Source organism: Streptomyces sp. NPDC086554 (assembly GCF_040686095.1).
Taxonomy (GTDB): domain Bacteria; phylum Actinomycetota; class Actinomycetes; order Streptomycetales; family Streptomycetaceae; genus Streptomyces.
The window spans coordinates 365,570-383,125 of sequence record NZ_JBFBJK010000005.1; the positions used below are offsets into that span (position 1 = coordinate 365,570).

General features: G+C 69.3%; 18 protein-coding genes. 9 read left to right on the forward strand and 9 right to left on the reverse strand.

Going from position 1 to position 17,556, the window contains the following annotated elements; all coding sequences use genetic code 11:
- Window positions 1-49: 49 nt before the first annotated feature.
- From AB0O76_RS11190 to hemL, 3 genes are all read right to left on the reverse strand, one after another.
- On the reverse strand, window positions 50-1,279 hold the full coding sequence (locus AB0O76_RS11190; RefSeq protein ID WP_365487895.1) for a hypothetical protein: 1,230 nt from the start codon (window positions 1,277-1,279) through the stop codon (window positions 50-52).
- Window positions 1,280-1,563: 284 nt separating this feature from the next.
- Window positions 1,564-2,256, reverse strand: a complete 693-nt coding sequence (locus tag AB0O76_RS11195; RefSeq protein ID WP_365487898.1) for a histidine phosphatase family protein — start codon at window positions 2,254-2,256, stop codon at window positions 1,564-1,566.
- Window positions 2,253-3,578 carry a glutamate-1-semialdehyde 2,1-aminomutase gene (hemL, locus tag AB0O76_RS11200; RefSeq protein WP_365487901.1) on the reverse strand — a complete coding sequence of 442 codons (1,326 nt, stop codon included), beginning with the start codon at window positions 3,576-3,578 and terminating at the stop codon, window positions 2,253-2,255. The genes AB0O76_RS11195 and hemL overlap by 4 nt, the downstream gene beginning before the upstream one ends.
- Window positions 3,579-3,958: 380 nt before the next feature.
- Between hemL and AB0O76_RS11205 the strand changes: the two genes are divergently transcribed.
- Window positions 3,959-4,399, forward strand: a complete 441-nt coding sequence (locus tag AB0O76_RS11205; protein ID WP_135332860.1) for a hypothetical protein — start codon at window positions 3,959-3,961, stop codon at window positions 4,397-4,399.
- 67 nt (window positions 4,400-4,466) lie between these two features.
- On the opposite strand, the gene AB0O76_RS11210 is transcribed toward AB0O76_RS11205, so the two are convergent.
- A complete protein-coding gene (locus AB0O76_RS11210; RefSeq protein ID WP_365487904.1) occupies window positions 4,467-5,807 on the reverse strand; it encodes a tyrosine-type recombinase/integrase in 1,341 nt (446 codons plus the stop codon).
- Window positions 5,800-6,117, reverse strand: coding sequence for a helix-turn-helix transcriptional regulator (locus tag AB0O76_RS11215; RefSeq protein WP_365487907.1), 318 nt, complete (start codon window positions 6,115-6,117; stop codon window positions 5,800-5,802). The genes AB0O76_RS11210 and AB0O76_RS11215 overlap by 8 nt, the downstream gene beginning before the upstream one ends.
- Before the next feature lie 424 nt (window positions 6,118-6,541).
- Here AB0O76_RS11215 and AB0O76_RS11220 point away from each other — a divergent pair, with 424 nt between their 5' ends.
- From AB0O76_RS11220 to AB0O76_RS11235, 4 genes are all read left to right on the forward strand, one after another.
- The gene (locus AB0O76_RS11220; RefSeq protein WP_365487910.1) at window positions 6,542-6,772 is read left to right on the forward strand and encodes a helix-turn-helix domain-containing protein; all 231 of its coding nucleotides are present in this window, start codon (window positions 6,542-6,544) and stop codon (window positions 6,770-6,772) included.
- 139 nt (window positions 6,773-6,911) lie between these two features.
- Window positions 6,912-8,489, forward strand: coding sequence for a DUF3631 domain-containing protein (locus tag AB0O76_RS11225; RefSeq protein WP_365487913.1), 1,578 nt, complete (start codon window positions 6,912-6,914; stop codon window positions 8,487-8,489).
- Window positions 8,490-8,917: 428 nt separating this feature from the next.
- Complete coding sequence (gene mobC / locus AB0O76_RS11230) at window positions 8,918-9,421, forward strand: plasmid mobilization relaxosome protein MobC (RefSeq protein ID WP_365488092.1); 504 nt, start codon at window positions 8,918-8,920, stop codon at window positions 9,419-9,421.
- Window positions 9,411-11,087, forward strand: a complete 1,677-nt coding sequence (locus tag AB0O76_RS11235) for a mobilization protein (RefSeq protein WP_365487916.1) — start codon at window positions 9,411-9,413, stop codon at window positions 11,085-11,087. The genes mobC and AB0O76_RS11235 overlap by 11 nt, the downstream gene beginning before the upstream one ends.
- Here AB0O76_RS11235 and AB0O76_RS11240 read toward each other — a convergent pair.
- The 3 genes from AB0O76_RS11240 to AB0O76_RS11250 are packed head-to-tail and all read right to left on the reverse strand — an operon-like array spanning window position 11,084 to window position 13,270.
- Complete coding sequence (locus AB0O76_RS11240) at window positions 11,084-11,560, reverse strand: hypothetical protein (RefSeq protein WP_365487919.1); 477 nt, start codon at window positions 11,558-11,560, stop codon at window positions 11,084-11,086. The two genes, AB0O76_RS11235 and AB0O76_RS11240, sit on opposite strands and share 4 nt — an antisense overlap.
- The gene (locus AB0O76_RS11245; protein WP_365487922.1) at window positions 11,557-12,141 is read right to left on the reverse strand and encodes an HD domain-containing protein; all 585 of its coding nucleotides are present in this window, start codon (window positions 12,139-12,141) and stop codon (window positions 11,557-11,559) included. Before AB0O76_RS11245 ends, AB0O76_RS11240 begins: the two co-directional genes overlap by 4 nt.
- A gap of 13 nt (window positions 12,142-12,154) precedes the next feature.
- Window positions 12,155-13,270: a helix-turn-helix transcriptional regulator gene (locus AB0O76_RS11250; protein ID WP_365487925.1), complete on the reverse strand. Its 1,116-nt coding sequence runs from the start codon at window positions 13,268-13,270 to the stop codon at window positions 12,155-12,157.
- A 211-nt stretch (window positions 13,271-13,481) separates the two neighbouring features.
- Between AB0O76_RS11250 and AB0O76_RS11255 the strand changes: the two genes are divergently transcribed.
- Both AB0O76_RS11255 and AB0O76_RS11260 read left to right on the forward strand, forming a co-directional pair.
- The gene (locus tag AB0O76_RS11255; RefSeq protein WP_365487928.1) at window positions 13,482-13,928 is read left to right on the forward strand and encodes a hypothetical protein; all 447 of its coding nucleotides are present in this window, start codon (window positions 13,482-13,484) and stop codon (window positions 13,926-13,928) included.
- A gap of 366 nt (window positions 13,929-14,294) precedes the next feature.
- A complete protein-coding gene (locus tag AB0O76_RS11260) occupies window positions 14,295-15,395 on the forward strand; it encodes an NAD(P)-dependent oxidoreductase (protein WP_365487931.1) in 1,101 nt (366 codons plus the stop codon).
- Between the two features lie 15 nt (window positions 15,396-15,410).
- Here AB0O76_RS11260 and AB0O76_RS11265 read toward each other — a convergent pair whose 3' ends face one another.
- A complete protein-coding gene (locus AB0O76_RS11265) occupies window positions 15,411-16,295 on the reverse strand; it encodes a glycosyltransferase family 2 protein (protein WP_365487934.1) in 885 nt (294 codons plus the stop codon).
- Window positions 16,296-16,394: 99 nt separating this feature from the next.
- On the opposite strand from AB0O76_RS11265, the gene AB0O76_RS11270 reads away from it, so the two are divergent.
- Together AB0O76_RS11270 and AB0O76_RS11275 are read left to right on the forward strand one after the other, a co-directional pair.
- Entirely contained in the window at window positions 16,395-17,081 is a 687-nt protein-coding gene (locus AB0O76_RS11270) for a transferase (RefSeq protein WP_365487937.1), read from the forward strand.
- Window positions 17,082-17,213: 132 nt separating this feature from the next.
- Complete coding sequence (locus AB0O76_RS11275) at window positions 17,214-17,336, forward strand: hypothetical protein (protein ID WP_365488106.1); 123 nt, start codon at window positions 17,214-17,216, stop codon at window positions 17,334-17,336.
- Window positions 17,337-17,556: the final 220 nt, after the last annotated feature.

Sequence of the window (17,556 nt, forward strand, 5' to 3'; positions counted from 1 at the left end):
TCTGTTTCGGGGATCTTCCGCACCCCCCGCGGTAGCGGAAAGTCCCATTTCAGGCGGCCTTTCCGAGCCCCTTCCAGCCGCCGCCGGGACGCTGTCCGACGTCGAGGCCCTGGAGTTCGGCGAGCACCTTGGGGTCCTGGACGTCGAGCCAGTCGACGAACTGCCGGAAGGAGACGAGGCGTACGTCCTTCTTCCCGGCGATGTGCTTGAGGGCTTCCTCGACGGCATCCATGTAGATGCCGCCGTTCCACTCCTCGAAGTGGTTGCCGATGAAGAACGGCGCGCGGTTCGTCTCGTAGGCCCGCTTGAAACCGGCTATATAGGCCTCGGTCGCCTGCTTGCGCCAGCCCGGGTAGTTGTGGGGCGGCGCCTTCGTGGAGTTCTGCGACTGGTTGGCGAGGATGTTGTAGTCCATCGAGAGGACCTCGAAGGAGTGCCCGGGGAACGGCACGGCCTGCAGCGGCAGATCCCAGATTCCCAGCTTCTTCTCGGGCCAGCGCTGACGGCCGCCCGGCGATGAGGCGTCATAGCGCCAGCCGAGCTTCTTCGCCGTCGGCAGCAGATTGTCCTGGCCGAGGAGGCAGGGCGTACGGCCGCCGATGAGTTCCTTGTCGTAGTCGAAAGGCAGCGACGGCAGATCGGTCCAGCCGGTATTGGTCCGCCATTCCTTGACGAAGGACGTGGCCTGGTCGATCTCGTCCTGCCATTGCGCGGGCGTCCAGTTGCCGACGCTGCCGGTGCCTGCGCAGAAATGCCCGTTGAAGTGCGTGCCGATCTCATGGCCCTCGATCCAGGCCTGGCGGACGTACTTGAGGGTCTCCTTGATGTGACCGTCGGTGAGATAGCCGATGTCGGATGCGCCCACGCCATTGTTCGGCGGCCGGTAGAGACGCTTCTTCGATTCGGGCAGCAGATAGAGCCCGGACAGGAAGAACGTCATCCGCGCGTCGTGGTCCTCGGCCAGCTTCAGGAAACGCGGGAAGAGACCGTTGCCGACCTCGCCCGCACCGTCCCAGGAAAAGACCACGAACTGCGGGGGCGTCTGCCCCGGCTCCAGCGGAACGGGCTTGGCGGGCTGCCGGGGCTGCTGCCCCGTATACGCCGTCGAACCGTCCCCGATCGGCTTCGCCGAAGGCTTGTCGCCGCCGCCATTCCCGCCCTTGGCCGGCCCTGCCGAATGACTGTCGCTGCCGCCGCCTGTTCCACAGCCCGCGAGTCCCAAAGCGGCTGCGGCGCCGGCCCCGAGGCCCAGCATTCCCCTGCGACTGATGTCGCGCATTCCATTCCCCTGTTCGTCGCGCCCTCGGCCCGTCCCTGCAGGTCACACAGGACGGACGCCTCGTTAGAGGGCACGACGAACACAGGGGTTCCGGTAACTAGGCATATATTTAGTGCCTTTTACCAAGAACGGACATACAGTCGCGAGCCGATTACCCGGCGTGGGTAACACCGCCCCGTTAGGGGCGCGGGGCTGTTACATATGCAGCTCCGCCGCGCGGGCGCGACAAGCCACGACGGGGCCGCAGACAAACGACGGCCCCGAACGGCAATTCCAGCGAAGCGTTACGCCCCGAAGGCCTTGCCCTTCCCCTTGACCGGCTTGGCCCCGGCCAGCAGATGGGCCGGGACCAGATCCCGCGCAGGCTCCGTGTACCCCACCGAAACAATCTTGTCGCCGCGGTAAGTGAACGTCGTCAGCGAAGCGAGCGTGCACTGCCGCTTGCGCGGGTCGTGCCAGAGCCGCCGCTTCTCCACGAAGCTGCGCACGACCCAGATCGGCAGCTGATGACTGACGCACACGGCCTCATGACCACGCGCCGCGTCCTTCGCGGCGTCAAGCGCGCCCATCATCCGCACGACCTGCTCGATGTACGGCTCGCCCCAGGACGGCTTGAAGGGGTTGATCAGATGCTTCCAGTTCTCCGGCTTCTTCAGCGCGCCGTCGCCGACGCCGAAGGTCTTGCCCTGGAAGACATTGCCCGCCTCGATGAGCCGGACGTCCGTCGCCAGGTCCAGGCCGTGCACCTTGGCGATCGGCATGGCCGTCTCCTGGGCGCGGTCCAGCGGGGAGGAGACGACATGCGTGATGTCGCGGGACGCGAGATGCTCGGCGACCCGGTCGGCCATCTGCCGGCCGAGCTCGGAGAGGTGGTAGTCGGGAAGGCGTCCGTAGAGGATCCCCTCCGGGTTGTGCACCTCGCCGTGGCGCATCACGTGGACGACGGTGAGCTCGTCGCCCGCTGCCGTACCGCTCATGCGGTGACCTCCGTAGCTTCCGCGGCCGCGCGCGCGGCACCCGGCAGGGCGGCGGCGATCCGCTCGATCGCCCGCTCGTCGTGGGCGGTGGACACAAACCAGGACTCGAACGCCGACGGCGGCAGATACACGCCCTGCGACAACATCGAGTGGAAGAAGGCGGTGAAGCGGAACGACTCCTGCGCCTTCGCGTCGTCGTAGTTCCGCACTTCACGCTCGGTGAAGAAGACGGAGAACATGTTCGACGCGTTCTGCAGCCGGTGTGCCACGCCCTCCTTGGTGAGCGCCTGCGTCACGAGTCCGCGCAGCTGCTCGGACACCGCGTCGACCTTCACGTACGCCGCGTCGTCGAGGAGCCGCAGCTGCGCCAGGCCCGCGGCCGTCGCGATCGGGTTCCCGGACAGGGTGCCCGCCTGGTAGACCGGCCCGACGGGCGCGAGGTGCGCCATGACATCGGCGCGGCCACCGAAAGCGGCGGCCGGGAAGCCGCCGCCCATGACCTTGCCGAAGGTCATCAGGTCAGGGCGTACGCCGTCGACCCCGTACCAACCCGCCTTCGACGTGCGGAAGCCGGTCATCACCTCGTCGGAGATGTAGAGGGCGCCGTTCTTGGCGCACGCGGCCTTGAGGCCTTCGTTGAAGCCCGGCCGCGGCGGCACCACGCCCATGTTGCCCGGCGACGCCTCGGTGATCACGCACGCGATCTCGCCGGGGTACCGGTGGAAGACCTCGTGCACCGCTTCGAGGTCGTTGTACGGGACGACGATGGTGTCGCCCGCCTGGGCGCCGGTGACGCCGGGGGTGTCCGGAAGACCGAGGGTCGCGACACCGGAACCGGCGGCGGCGAGCAGGGCGTCGACATGGCCGTGGTAGCACCCGGCGAACTTGATGATCTTGGCGCGGCCGGTGAACCCGCGCGCGAGCCGGATGGCCGACATCGTGGCCTCCGTACCGCTGGAGACGAGGCGCACCTGCTCGACGGGCTCGATACGGGCGACGATCTCCTCGGCGAGCGCGACCTCGCCCTCGCCCGGCGTACCGAAGGACGTGCCGCGCGAGACGGCCTCCTGGACGGCGGCGATCACATCGGGGTGGGAGTGGCCGAGGATCATCGGCCCCCACGAGCAGACGAGGTCGACGTACTCACGGCCGTCGGCGTCCGTCAGGTACGGACCGGTACCGGACACCATGAAGCGGGGCGTACCACCCACAGCGCGGAACGCGCGCACGGGAGAGTTCACACCGCCGGGCGTCACGGCCGCCGCACGGTCGAAGAGAGTCTGCGAAACTGGGGCGCTATACGGGAAGCTCACATGAACCATGGTGTCAGAGGCTCCGGGCATCGTGTTCGGGCCCTGGTCCGGTCTCGCTCCGGGCCCGGGGCGCGGGCATCCTGCGGACAGGTGTTTCACCCCACGTTTTAGCGGGTGACCGTGGGGGAGGTCACTGACACGATGATCGGGTTGCGTGGCGGGGGCCGCGAGGCCTAGAAAAGCAGGGGCGGGGCGCCCTGGAAAAGCAGTCGGGTGGAGATATGCATCGCGGTGGCGGACTGGGCGAGGGGACCGACGGCCTGGGTCCCCGGCGTGCCCGGCGGATCGGCAAGCACCGGCGCGAGGCGGAAGCGGCCGAGACGGAGACACCACGGACGTCGGCACGGGGCGAGACGGAGCATGACCGGGCGGCAACCAGGAGTGGCCGGGTGGGCGGGGTGACGTACAAATACTTCGGAGCCCCGGACGGCGCGACCGCCGCCCGTGTGCCCATTTCGATGCGCCCCGAGGAGCTCGGCGGCGATGAGCTCGGCATGGGCGGCATGTTCACGAAGATCAAGCCGGAGACGGTGGCCGCGATGGTCCTGACCGGCATCGAGGGCATACCCCTGCACAAGGTCCCCCCGCTCGAACTGGTCGTCCTGCACCCCGACTACGCCGTGGTGAAGCTCCCCATGACGGTCGTCGACCCGCTGCGCGGCATCGGCGAGGAGTCGGTCGGCGCCGCGGCGTTCATCTGGTCCACGGTCCCCGACCGCGGCGGCCCGCGCGACGCGTTCAATGTGTACCAACTCCTGCACGAGTGGCAGGACTTCTCGCATCGGTTGCATGATGCGGGGCATCAAGCTTACTGCCTGGTGTGGCCCTGACCTGGCCCTTTGGGGGATGCCAGCAGGGTTCTCCACCGGTCCGACGAGGCACCCACGAAGGCGACCGTCAAGCCGCCAGGGCACATTGAGGGCACACCGCGTGAGGTCGTGCCTCGTCGGCGCTTTGGGTGGCGTCGGCCTCTCCAGCCTCCCCGTCCTTGTCCTCGGCGAAGACCGCGTCGATGGCCTTGCGCGTACGGGTCTCGCTGTTCGGCATCAGGTGCGTGTAAGTGCGCAGCGTGAAGCCGGGGTCGGAGTGGCCGAGGTACTCGGAGAGCGCCTTGATGCTCTCCCCCGCGTCGAGGAGCACCGAGGCGTAGGCGTGCCGCAGGGCGTGCATGCCGTCTTCCGGAGCCGCCCGCAGGTACTTCGCACCACGCTCGCGGGGCGGAATGACGCCAGCAGCGGCCAGCGCGAGCTTCCACACACCCTGGTTGAAGACGCTGCGGTTGTACGCCCGCCCCTTCCCGTCGGCGAAGAGCAGGCCGAAGGTCTTCGACTCTGCGTCCGGCTTGCCCCAGGGCAAGGTGACCTCAACCGGCGGGAACTCCCGCATGTGCGCCTTGAGGGCGGCTGCGAGCTGAGCGGGCAGCGGCACTGACCGGATCTTGTTGCCCTTGGGCAACGCGAAGACGGGCTTGGTTCCCACCAGCCGCACCTGGCGCCTGATGTGCACCCAGCCGCCGTCGAAGTCAATGTCTTCCTCGGCGAACCCGAACACCTCTCCCTGGCGCAGACCGCAACCGAAGGCGAGCCTGCCACCGCCTTGGAAGCGCGTCGGGAGTCCCGCGACGACGGCACGGACTCGTTCCATCGGCCAGGGGACGATCTTCTTCTTGATCGCCGTCGGCAGCTTGATCGAGGCCGCCTTGCAGGGGTTCTTGGGCATCAGCCCGTCGTCGACAGCCGCGTTGAGGATGCTGGAGAGGATGTCGAAGGTCCCCTCGACCGTCGAGGCTCCGAGGCCGCCGTCCTGCAGCTTGCGTATCCAACCCTGGATGGTGGAGGGCTGGTTGAGCGAGCGCAGCTCACGCCTGCCGAGGTGGGAGACGATGTGGTTCCGGACTGCGGCCTCGTACCGCAAGGCGGTGGTGGGGCCCGCGGAGTTCGCGTCGAGCCACTCCTGCGCGTAGCTGCCGAGCGTCTGCTTGGTCGCGCTCGGCACCAGGTAAGTGCCGCGCCGCAGTTCGACATCGACCTCGGCGGCGCGGTTGTCGGCGTCCGCCTTGGTCGCGAAGTTCTCCTTGCGCTGATGCCCGTCAAGGTCGCGGTAACGGACCTGCCAGCGCTTGCCGGTGCCGTGGTCGCCGGTGGGGACCGTGCGCCGCGTACGGCTCTTGTGCTCGCCGCAGTCGGCCTCGTCGGGCTTGGGGTGCGACTTGTGCCAGCGGTCGTAGACGTCAGCCATGCAGGACCCCCTGGATGCGGGTGAGGGCCTGGGCCGCGAAGTGGGAGGCGACGCTGTGCGAAGTCCACTGGGGAAGCAGCGCCGTTGGGGGAACCCCGAGTGAGGCCGCGATGGCGACGAGGTCGTCGACGTCGCAGCGGCGGCGGGCGCGTTCGGTGCGGCTGAGGGTGGTGTTGGTCATCGGCCGTCCCAGAGCGGCGCAGCGCTCCGCGAGCTGTCGCTGGGAGAGGCCGCGCACGAGGCGCTGGCGCTCGATATTGCACGCGGTTTGGATTCCGGCGGGGCCTATTTCAATTGGTCGGGTAGCCATGACGGATAGCTGTAACTCGAAAAGACTGGCCATGGCAAGGGTTTACTCAAGAACTTCAGAAAACTCGCTGGCGCCGGGCTATTCGGGCGGTTCGGTGAAGCCGGATTTCCGTGCTATGGTCCCGCGCCGCGGAATCGAGGGCGAATCCGACAGTGACCGCCCGAGGGGGCCTTGATGGCTCTGGCCTGGAGCTTCAACGCGGGCTGGAGCATCCCGCAAGGCGGGGGCAATCCGGAAAGAAGCCGGACAGATTCACCTCATTTTCCGGAATGATTTCGGCAACCGGGGATTTGGGTTTACGGTTTTGACTCCACTCGGCGAACCGCCGTTTGGTGCGGCCGTGGAATTTCCACACGATGCCGCTGGACGCGGCAGACAACCTGTGGCTGTCTTGTCCACCCCACCATTCCCGTGAAGGAGCCCCATGCCCCGAACCCCCCGCCCCACAGCCGATGCCGGTGGTGCTGGCCGTGCGCCGCTGGCCACGCCGGAGGAGGTCGCCGACTACCTCGGCGTGCCCGTGAAGACGCTCTACCAGTGGCGGCACCGCCGTACCGGCCCGAACGTCCGCAAGGTCGGCCGTCATCTGCGCTACCGCTGGCAGGAGGTGGACGCGTGGCTGGACGCCCAGACCTCGTACGACCTCACCGCCTGACCGGCGGACTCATGACGAAGCCCCCGGCGCGCCAACGCCGAGGGCCCCAGATTCCCCAACAGATTGCCCATCCCTGAACGAACGAGCTGGTGAGGGGCGGGACCTTGCCCGTCCTGCCTCTCACCGGAGAGGAACGTCTATGGAGGACTCTACGTCCCCCACCACCACGAACACATCCCCGACCGTCTGGCCCACCACCGCCGTCCCCGGTGAGGGCATCCCCTGGCACCGTGGGGACCAGGCGGACGCCGACACGGCGGCTGGGGACCGTCCCCACGAGGAACCCGATCCCCGGTCCCCGCAGGCTGCGGTCCCGATACCCACAGTCGGTCTAAACGTGCAGGCCAGTGGCATGTCAACGGGGACCGGTCCCCAAGCTGCGGACGTTACACCAGGGGACCGCAATGGGGACCGTGATCATGGTCCCCGACCGTTGCCGGGAGCCGACGGTCCCCAACAGGACGGGGCCGGTCCCGTCGACCCACAAGGGCCGGGAGGCCATACGGAGCGGACTTCCGGAGAAGGCGCCATGCTGCTGGATGAGTTGCGGGCGGCGATCGGGAAGTACGTGGTGCTGCCGAGCGAGGAGGCGCTGACCGCGGTCACGCTGTGGGTGGCGGCCACGCACATCCAGACCGTGCTGCAGCACGCACCGCGCCTGGCGGTGATGAGCCCGACCAAGGGGTGCGGCAAGTCCCGTGTCCTGGACGTGCTCCACGAGACCGTCTACAAGCCGATGATGACGGTGAACATGTCCACGGCGGTGCTCTTCCGGTCCATCGGCCAGGACCCGCCCACGCTGCTGGTGGACGAGGCCGACACCATCTTCGGCCCCAACGCGCGTGGCGACAACGAGGAGCTGCGCGGCCTGCTGAACGCCGGGCACCAGCGCAACCGCCCGGCCTGGCGCATCGTCGGACCGGAGCACAAGCCCACCCCGTTCCCCACCTTCGCCATGGCCGCCATCGCCGGGATCGGCGATCTGCCGGACACGATCACGGACCGGGCGGTCGTGCTGCGGATGCAGAAGCGCAAGCCGGGCGAGAAGGTCGCCCCGTTCCGCTCGCGGTACGCCGTGCCCGAACTCAATGCGCTGCGTGACCGGTTGGCCGCCTGGCTGGGCCCGTTGCGCGGCACGGCTGCCCGCATGGTGCCCGGCATGCCGGTGGAGGACCGGGCGGCGGACACCTGGGAGCCGCTGGTCATCGTCGCCGACCTGGCCGGCGGCCACTGGCCCGCGAGCGCGCGGGCGGCGTGCGTGACGATGACCCGGCACGAGGCGGTCCAGGACGTGCAGAGCAGCCTGAAGACGCGGCTGCTGCGCGACATCCACCGCATCTTCGAGCGGGAGAACAACCCCGAGGCACTGTCCACCCAGGACCTGGTCGCGGCCCTGATCCAGGACGCCGATGCGCCGTGGGCGGAGTACGGCACCAAGGGGCTGAACGCCTACCACCTGGGCAACCTGCTGCGGGACTTCGGTATCGGCTCGGCCAACTACCGGTTCGCGGGCGGCAGGCAGGCCAAGGCATATCAGCGCAACCGGTTCCTGGATGCCTGGGCGCGCAACTGCCCCGACCTCGTCGAGGCAGCGCCCGAGCCCGCACCCGGCGTTGCGCCTGCCCGCCCGGCCCAGGGCAAGCCGCCCGCCGCCCCGACCGGGGCGCTGCCCATCGGCCCGCCCGGCGGGGTCGCCGGGCCCAAGCGGACTCTCTGATCCCACCAGGGGCGTAGTCCGTATCTCTGCGTCGCGTCCGTCCCCGCGCAGGTCAGCGCGGGGACGGACTTTCTCGCCGGGACGCACTTCTCCGTACCTGCCCGGATGTCCGTACCTGTGCTGACCAGCCATGCGACGCATGCGACGCACGTGACACCGCCCCAGCCCATCGCCACCGGAGCACCACCATGCACACTGACAACGACAGCAACCCCGCTTCCTCCCGCCGCCGGGGATGGTTCGGCCTGGGACGACGAACAGCAGCAAGCTGGAGCGTTCGAGCCCCTAACGGGGCTTCGTCCGCGCTTGCCCCCGCCCCTGCGGGGGCGGAGGAGGAGGCCGGGCGCCAGCGGGCACCCGAGCAGGGGGAGGTGACGACCGAGCCCAGCACCACGTCCGTCACCAACACCTCCGCCACGCACGACGAACTGCCCGCCGACACCGCTGCTCCACAGCCCGAGCCACCTGCCCAGACTCCGCTACCCGTCGAGCAGCCCTCCAGGCGTGAGCCCGATGCCCCCACGCTGCCCGCGCGGAGGAACCGCAAGCGCACCACCGAGAACCGCGACCAGGAGAAGAAGATCCGCTTCACCCCGACCGCGGTCCGCATCATCGACGAGGCAGCCAAGCGGCGTGATCTGACATTCGCCGGGTTCGTCGGCGACGCAGCCCTCGCGGTCGCGCTCGGCAAAGCGAACATGGTCGGCAGCCCGGAGGACGATCCCATCCGCCCGCTGGTGGAAGCCGTCGAGGCACACACCAAGGCGCTGAACCGGATCGGCACCAACCTCAACCAGATCACCACGGCCATCCACAGCGGCACCATCCCCGACCAGGCCGAGGCCGTCCTGGACCACGTCGACCAGGCCGTCCAGCGCAGCTACGAGGTGATGGACGAGGTCGTGGCGGAAGGCGGCAGCCATGGTTCCTGACGTCTCCACCGGCTCCGACACCCTCGGCCTGATCAACTACCTCTTCGGCAAGGGCCGTCGGGATGAGCACACCGACCCGCACATCGTCGCCGCCTGGGACATGGCCGACGCCCCCGACCCCGGCCGCAACCCCAACGCCACCTACACCCACCTCGCCCGCCGCCTGGACCACCACGTCGACCTGCGCACCCGCGAGCTGGGCGGGAAGAAGCCGCCCAAGCACGTGTGGCACTGCCCGGTACGCACCGCGCCGGGCGACCGCTACCTGACCGATACGGAATGGGCCGAGGTGGCCCGCCGGATCGTGGCTGCCACCGGCATCGCGCCCGAGGGCGATGACCAGGCGTGCCGGTGGATCGCGGTGCGCCACGCAGACGACCACATCCACATCCTGGCCACCACAGTCCGCGCCGACGGCCGCCGCCCGCGCACCAACCGCGACGGCTGGCGGGCCCAGAAGGAATGCCGAAGGATCGAGGCCGAGTTCGGGCTGCGGCAGCTCAAGTCCGGCGACCTGACCGCTCCCAAGACGCCCACCGGGGCCGAGCGAGCCAAAGCCGAGCGCCTGGGCCAGGAGCAGGTCGCGCGGGAGTGGCTGCGCGAGCGCGCGTACGAGGTCGCCGCTGCCGTGCGCGGCATCGACGACTACTTCACCGTGCTCAGCTCGCTGGGCATCCAGGTCAAGCCGCGTATCAGCGCCGAGACCGGCGAGGTGGACGGCTACAGCCTGGCCGCCCCCGGCGACACCATCTTCTTCGGCGGCTCCAAACTCGCCCCCGACCTGTCCTACACCCGCCTGTGCGAGCGCCTCCCCACCCAGGACGTGCCCGACCGGCCCCAGCAGGTGACCGACCCGGCCGAGCCGTGGCGGCGTACCGAAACCGCCCTGCGCACGGCCCGCACCGTCCTCGACTCGGGCGACGATGCCGTGGCCCAGGGCCAGCTGGACGCCTTCGCGGACACCCTGCACAACCTGGCCCGCAAGACCCCCGGCCCCCACCAGGCCGAACTGCAAGTAGCAGCAAGGGCGTTCAACCGGACACGCCGCTCGGCGATCTGGGCCGACCGCCAGGCCGCCACCGAACTCAGCCAAGCCGCCAGGGAACTCACCTACTCCGCCAACATTCCCGGCGGCCTTGCCATCGCCCTCATCTTCACCGCCCTGCACCTGGCCCGAGCCGCCGCCCACTGGCACGCCCAACGCGGCCACGAACAGCAGGCCGCCGCGGCCGAGGAAGCCTTCCCCCACCTGAAGGAGACCTACCGCCAAACCGCCGAACCCCACCTGGCAGACCTCACCCAGCGCGCGCCCCGCCCCCAGACCGTCCAAGGCTTCGAGGCCGCCGTACGCCAAGCCGTCCCCGACCACGCCGACCGCATCCTCACCGACCCCGCCTGGCCCGCCCTGGCCACCACCCTCGCCATGGCGGAATCCGCCGGCCACAACGCCCAACGCCTCCTCGCCGAGGTGGCCGCCAGCCGAGAACTCGACACCGCCGAACGCCCCGCCGAAGTTCTCACCTGGCGCATCACCGCCCAGCCGAACAAGCGGGCGCAGGCAGCACGCCGCCGAAGCACCCGCAGCACCGCACCGGTCACACCCACACGGCAGCCCACGCATACAACAGCGTCGGAGCAGATCACAGAGCGGCGCCGACGTCGCTAACGGCGCCCGCTGACGGTCGGACGCGCATGCGAGGCTCCGGCGGCCAGCACGATCCCCGCCAGCACGGCTGCGGAGGCCGCCGATGCCGCTGCCGTCACCCGAACCCCCTGCGGTACGTCCTCCACCGCTCTGCGCTCCCCGTCCTCCATGACACACACGGTGCGCAGGGTGAGGAATTGGACGTCATAGTCCACCGCCCCCTTCAACTGCTCCCTGCATGGGTGGTTGTAGGGGAACGGGGCTGAGTCTGCCCCACCGTCCTGCGCCACGGCCACGGTCGACATCAGAGCCATAGCCCCCAACGAGTACGCGGCCGTGGCCACGGCCGCGCAGGCAAAGGCGGCGGCGACGACCACACGGCGCCATCCAGACCAGCGCCGCTCCCCAGGTAAGGCAACGCCCAGGGACCGGAACAGGAAGAACAAGACCAAAGCGACGGCGGCGAGAAACACCACCGGTATGAGGAGGATCAAGACGTCGGCTCTTCGCCCATGGCGGTACGCAGCCAGTCGAGGGAGTCCATGCCGAGCAGTTCGTCGGCGAGGCGGTTCGCGGTCTCGGTGGTGAGGCGGGCGCGGCTGTTGTCGATCCAGCGCTGGGCGTTCTGGTAGCCCTGGGCCTTGTACTCGATGCCCTGCAGCAGGCATTCGAGTTTGTCGGCGTCGCGGGCACAGAGGGTCTCGGCGGACTCCTTGGCCTCGTACTCCGCGACCAGCTCCCGGATGGTGGAGGCGAGCAGCTCCGGCATGCCCTTGGTCTGGTCGGCGGTGACGGCCTCCGGGTCGGCTCCTTCGGCGTACTTCTTGCCAAGGTGGTTCACGTCGCCGGTGCGGGTTTCCTGGGAGTCGTGCCAGACGGCGAGGAACGCGGCCCGCGCGGGGTCCGCGCCTTCCAGCTTGGCGATGACCGAGGCGATCAGCGAGGTGCGCCAGGAGTGTTCGGCCACGCTCTCGGGGTCGCGGACACCGGCCATCCACCAGCCGGTGCGCCTGGCCTGCTTGAGCGTTCCCGCCTCGTACAGGAATCGGGCCACCGCGGTCAGGTCGTCTGCCACCGTCCGTCTCCTCTCACGCCTCTGCGAGGCGGATCGCGTACCGGATGCTCTCCAGCTCGTGGCGTGCACGCGCCGACAGCTCCTGGCTATCCAACATCATCGGAAGTCGGTCGTGCAGGGTGCGGGACACCGCACCGGAACGCAGCAGGTTGGGGCGGATGGTGAGCAGGGCCCACAGGCTGTGGATGTTCAGGTCGAGATAGCCGTGCTGAGGCGCGAGGCCGTGTGCGAGGTGGGCCAGGAGCTTGTGGCCGGGCCACGGGCCGGGCGTGCGTGAGGCGATGAAGTCGTCGGACAGTTCGAGATGCGGGGTCTCGCCGATCCAGTAGGCCCAGTAGTTGAGGTTGGCGGCCTCGCCCGCGTCGTCGTCCGCGAGGGCGGAGTCGATGAAGTGGCTCATCCGGTCCAGGTCGCCTTGGCGGGCCGCGACGGCGGCGACGGAGCGGGCGTTGAGCCACTGCGTCAGCCAGTCGTTCGGCCGCTCGGTGCCCTGTTGGTGGGCGAGCCAGTCCGAGGTGTCGTCCTGGTCGTCGTAGCCCGACAGGTACAGGGCCTGGCGACGCAGGAGGAACTGACTCTCCTCGCGGGCCTGTTCGGCCGCGCCGCGCATGCGCGTGAAGAACCGCCGACGGTCTTCGGACGACAGCTCCGGGGCCGAGGGAACCGGCCCGCGCCGTGGCCGGGGCGGTGCGGGAAGATCGCGGACCGGCTGCGGCGGTACGCCGGTGAGGGGCCAGGACAGCACTTCGACCAAGTCGCGCTGCAAGACCCACGCACCGAGCGGGCTCTCCTCGACCGGCGCCGCGTCGTCCAGGGAACTGGCCAGAAGGACATCGGCCTCCATGGCTCGTTCGAGAGCCTTCAGCAGGGCCGGAGCGGTGCCCAGCTGCAGGAGCCGGTGACGGTGCACGAGCATCTGCCCGACGGGCACGGCAGTGAGCGGGCGCCGACCGGATTCCCAGCCCGCGATCGTGTCGGCGGCCACCCATAACCGCTCTGCCACCGACTCCTGCGTCTGCCCCAACTGCTCACGGAGGACCCGGAATACGTAGCCGGAGATGATCCCCGTGCGGGGGCGGGAGGTCGTTCCCTGACTGCCGGTCAGGGTTGGCCGGGAACTTGACGGCATGACACCCCCATTCCCCTGTGGGCCGCGGCTGACCACCCGTACTGGTGGTCACTTCAAGCGGAGATCACCGCTGCCTACCGTCGTACCCATCGACCACTGAGCGTAATAGGGAGAGAGCCGGTATGGACGCCGTTACGAATGTGGGTGCGCGGTGATGCCGCAGGAGCCGACGGACAGGATGATCTCCGAATGGCTCGCACAGGCTCATCCGATGCCAGGCCGGGCGCTGTCGGAGTGGTCGACATGGACGGTGGCGCTGCTGCCGCTGGGCCGTCTGTTCGCCGCGGTGCGGATCGAGGAGAGGCTGGTGCACGCCGCCGCCGGGAGCGTCGAACCCGAGTCGGTGGCCGACTACTTGGCCGGACGGCTCCAGCTCGGCCCGGTGATCCACGACAGCGGAAACCGCCACTACTACGCCCTCGTCCCCCCGGATGCCGGACCGGACGTTGAACAACCCGGCGTACAGCACCTGGGAGTCGACACCTGGCTGGGGGTTCCCCGCCCCGATCGCACCCAGCCGCCCGGCACGTACTGGTCCGTCGCACCGCGGTCACCGGCCTGCCTGTGCCACCTGGCAGACGTCGCCGACGTAGCGGACACCGGCCGAGCTCGCCTTGCCGCCTTGACGGCGGTCAGGGGAACGGAGGCCGCGGGATGAACGCGGGCACCGTCTACCGATTCGCCGACTGGACCATCGGGCGGGACCGCACACCGGGCGCTCGGCGCCGATCCGGGAGATCGAGTGCACCACGTGCCTGGAACGCTCGGAGCCGAGCACCGGCCAACTCCAGCCGGACAGATGGGCTCTGGCGCATGCGGGGACCACCGGGCACACAGGCTTCCGGGAGATCGTGACCGCCTTCCTGCGCGTCACCCCGGCACCGGGCAACCCGCTGCACCGAGCGACACCAGCGTGACTCGCGGCAGGCGGCCACCTGCGCGAGCCACGCCTTCACCCGCGCGCACCGGCCCATCGGGCCGCTTACCCGCCGGCGCGCGCCACCCCCTGACGCCAGGAGGCACTGTGCAGGCTACGCGCGACGACCTGACCGCAGAACTGTGCGGCCGAACCGTACTGGTAACCGGTGGAGGCGGGCTGATCGGCAGCCGTATCGCGGCTCACCTGCGCGAGGTGGGAGCGCGGCCAGTGAGCCTGTGCCGTCTGGACGCCTACCCGCCAGCGGTGTACCGGGAGTTGTTCGGCGTCGATGAGGACGACGCGGACTTCGCCATCGGCGATGTCACCGACGCCAAGCTGGTACGGAGTCTGGTCGCCGACTGTGACTACGTCATCCACGCCGCCGCACTCGCCGACGTGGCCGCCTGCACCCGCCACCCGATGAACGCGATCACCACCAACGTGATCGGCACCCAGACCGTGCTGGACGCCGTGGCCGCCTGCGAGCGGGTGCGCCGCTTTTGCTACGTCTCCTCGGCCAGCGTCTATGGCAATGGCAACCGCGACGAGCGCCCCGCCTGTGCGGAGACCCGCTCGATGCGCCAACTCCTTGAGGCGGTCTACGGACACATGCCGCCCTGCTTCGGTGAGAGCACCGTGCTGCAGCCGCTGTCCGTGTATGCCAACACCAAGCTGTGGGGCGAGTTCCAGACCGCGCTCCACCTGGCCCAGGTCGGCACCTCGTACGCGATCGTGCGCTACTTCTCCGTGTACGGAGAGCCGCAGACCGTCAAACGCGGCTCCCACTCCTGGGTGGTCGCCTGGTTCGCCGCCCGCGCTGCCCTCGGACTGCCGCTGCACCTCAACGGCGGCGGGCACCAGGTCCGCGACCTGATCCACGTCGACGACGTCGCCGCGGGAACGGTGCGGGCGCTGGTCGCGCCGCGAGCGCACAACGAGACGATCAACTTGGGCACCGGGCACGCCACGACGATCCGCCAGGTGGCCGAGCAGGTCCAACACCACTATCCGCAGGCGCAGTTCATGGAGACCCCGATGCCGCCGGGCGACCCACAGGGAGGCTATGCGGCCACAGGCCGGATGCTGCACCTGCTGGACTGGCAGCCCGCGATCACAGTCGAGGACGGGATCGCCCGCTACGCCGCGTGGCTTCAGCGCACCCCGCAGGCGATCCCCGACTGGCTGCGCCAGACAGCACCCGCGTGACAGGATCCGGGCCGTTCAGATCGCAGGTGGGCGGCCGAGCCGGGCCATTCGCCCCACCGTGCGCCAGCGCATCGGTCGCCGTTCGCCGCACGGAGTGCGCCAGCCTTCGAGGAAGCCGCCCGCCCAGGCCCGCAGCCCGCCCCGCGATCGCGTACGCAGCAGGGTGATCAGCGTCCAGACGCCCAAGTGCACGGGGACCAGGGGTAGCGGCAGGCGACGCCGGGTCAGCCAGACCCGGTTGCGGGCGGTGAAGCGGTAGTAGACGGCATGGCGGGCCGGGGAGGTCTTGGGGTGCTGCAGCAACAGGTCAGGCTCGTAAAGGATCTTCCAGTCCGCGTCCAGGGCCCGCCAGGCCAGGTCGGTCTCCTCGTGGGTGAAGAAGAACTCCGCCGGCCAGTCGCCAATCTCGTTCAGCATGCGCATCGAGAACGCGTGCCCGCCACCGAGGAATCCGGTCACCAGACCCCGTCGCATCGGATCGCGCCCGCCGGGGCGCGGGACATGCCGCGGCTGCGTCTCGCCGCGCTCGTCGGCGACGCGAAAGCCCACGATGCCGAGGCGGGGATCGGCAGCGAACAGGCGCCGCACCTGGTCGAACACCTCGGTCTGGACGAGCAGTCCGTCGTCGTCGAGTTCGATCACGGCGTCGATGTCACCGAAGGCACGCAGTCGGGCGATGCCGACGTTCCGGCCGCCTGGGCAGCCCAGGTTCTCCTCCAGCTCCAAGACCGTGACCTCGCCGGGCAGACCGGGGAAGTCGGGCAACGGCGTGCCATTTCCGACGATCACGATCCGCTCGGGTGGCGCGTCCTGCTTGGCCACCGAAGCGAGAAGCGCCTCGACCTCGGCAGGCCGGTTGCCCATGGTCACCACGACCACACCCACACGCGGATCAGACACAGCGGCCACTCCCAGCTTGCTCGGCGGCGGTGCCCGCGATCGTAGCCCTTCACCCGTCCATCCCTCGCCCGTCACCACTCGTTCAAGGGAGGCCCCGCTATGCCGACGATCAAGCTGGGCGACTACCTCACCACCCGCGCCGACCACGACCTGCACCACACCCCCTACAGCCACCTCGCGGAGTACGAGCTCGCCGACTTCCTCACCGACTGGGACGACCTGCACCACCAGGCGCTCGCTCACCTCCCGCATCGCATCCACCCCACCGCCCAGATCCACCGCACGGCGATCATCGGCGACGACGTGATCATCGGGCCCCGCGTCCAGGTCTGGGAGTTCTCCACCGTCCGAGCTGGCTCCGTGCTCTGCGCCGATGTCTCGATCGGCTTCAACTGCGAGGTCACCAAAGCGTTCATCGGCCACGGCTCCGTCCTCGGCCACCGCATCGGCGTCAACCGCACGCTCGTCGGCGCCGACGTCCACCTCTCCGCCGGCGTCACTGTCGCCGCCATCAGCATGTGGAGCCCCGACATGCGCCGCCCGGAACGCGACATCATCCTGCGCACCCCCGAGGGCCTGTACCGCTGCGGCACGCCCCAGTTCGGTGCCCTCATCGGCGACCGCGTGCAGACCGGCAACAACATCAGCCTCGGTCCGGGCATCGCAGTCGGCCGCTACTGCCGCATTGCCAGCGGCGTCACCGTCGCCGCCCGCGCCATCCCAGCTCACCACACTGTCAGCGCCCCGCACACCGCGGACGTCCACGTCAGACGCCAACGACCATGACCTCCGCCATCACCACCGCCACCGCGCGCAAGGCTCAGGTCTCCATCCCCAGCGGGCACAACCAGGGCACAACGCACCGGAAAACACCACGGACCAGTGAGAACTACCAAGCGTAGTTTTCCCTGGTCCGCAGTGGTTTCGCAGCGAAGCCGCAGGTCACCCCACCGCCCCCACCAGTTCCTGCACGAATGGCAGGACTTCAGCCACCGGCTGCACGACGCGGGGCATCAGGCGTACTGCCTGGTGTGGCCCTGAGGCTGAACTCTAGGTCCCGGCCTCCGTCATGAGCGGAAGCGCTCAACGAAACGCTTGACCGTGCCGGTACCGGTGACGCGTTTCCTTGAAACGTTGCCCGCCATCAGCGGCATGCGCCAGAATCGTCGAGCGCTTGAGAAGGCCGCGTCCCGCAGGTGCCCCGCAGGAAACCCTGAGCTCTTCGGAGCGTGCTCGACGGCTTGGGCCTCGGCGAGAGCGT